At 41.9% G+C, this 1,349-nt stretch carries 1 protein-coding gene; it reads right to left on the bottom strand.

Annotated features, from left to right (window positions below; genetic code table 11):
* Window positions 1–244 precede the first annotated feature (244 nt).
* The coding region (locus AMDU4_RS09550) for a hypothetical protein (protein ID WP_290704891.1) at window positions 245–1,349 on the bottom strand (1,105 nt) is incomplete at its 5' end.

The following is a 1,349-nucleotide window of genomic DNA, read 5'->3' on the forward strand; positions in this document are numbered from 1 at the left end:
CAGTATAAATTTCTCAGTAGATAATTTCCTCCTTATTGCATCGATAAGTTCTTTAGTTATCTCAGCATTGAATTTTTCTGGAAGAACATTAACGGGTTCTGCGTCTCCTCTCATTTCCTTGCTAGTAGAAAAATCACTCTGGACATCGGAAATCGCGGTTTTACCATCCAATGCTGGACGATTAGGACTATTAGGACGATTATTATGGAAGGTGCCCTCTTTTTTTTCATTATTTTCTTTCTCTTCATTTTTTTTTATGTGGAGTTCCCCGTTGTTCGTCCTGTTCGTCCTGTTCGTCCACGATTGCTTGCTGAGCCTTAAAAATACTGGATAAAATTGCTTTCATGTATTCTGGGTCATATCTGGATTTCAATTCATTGAGCTTTTTGTCATCTGGAATCCTAACAACGGATATTTTCTTCTTGTACGTTTCCATCCGGTCCTGTGTTTTGCGTGTGAATTCTACCCTTGGCCTGTCTGTCTTGATGCCCAGTGCTGACAGGATTCTCCCTGCTCTCTGTTTATAGTTCTCTCCAATATCCTCATAGATTGAAGTAAGATATATCCCCGTATGTGCTTTCCCATTTATTGTATATTCGCACTGATCCTCGCCTGAATCGATCTTGCTGAGAACTGTTTCAGCTATAATGCCGTTGGGAGTCCCCCTCGCAACCTCAACATTTCTTATGATCTGATCTTCCAGAACCTTCGTGATTTCGGGTTTGATTTCCGGAATTATCTCGATTAGATCTTCGAAAAATGATATAACTTCGAAAAGCCGGGGCTCTGTCTTGTCTTCATATTTCTTAAGGAATTCACTTGGCTGCACATTATTTATTTTATCGTGCCAGTTTATACGGAATTGCAGCAACTTGCTTCTGAGTTCCCGGGCCTTTGCTATGTATCCATCATATACCTTTCCTTTGATTTTTCGTGGGATGTCCTCACGGTTCAATGGATAATCCATGTTGATCTGCAAGCTTTTTGATTCTATCGCATCGTCCTTGAACGGCTCTCTTCCGGCAAGTAACATAGGGCCGTAGATAGAGTAACCAATAATGGAGCTGAATCCTGACTGTATCTCGGTGCTTGCATTGAGTACGATCGAATTGCGATTATACTTCGCATTGATCATTGCTGAAGTTTCCTGGTCCATCTGCCCCTTCTCATCAACAAACAATATTACTTTGTAGAGTTCGGAAACACGCTTCAATGGCGCTGATTTGATATCTATGGCATAAAATCCATAGGGGGTCGTTTCGCACAGGACAGTCAGCAGGCGAGATTTTCCTTTGCCGTATGGAGCGATCATGTGCACGAACGGAAACGACGAATCCCTTAGTGCATCG

This window comes from Ferroplasma sp. Type II, assembly GCF_000496155.1.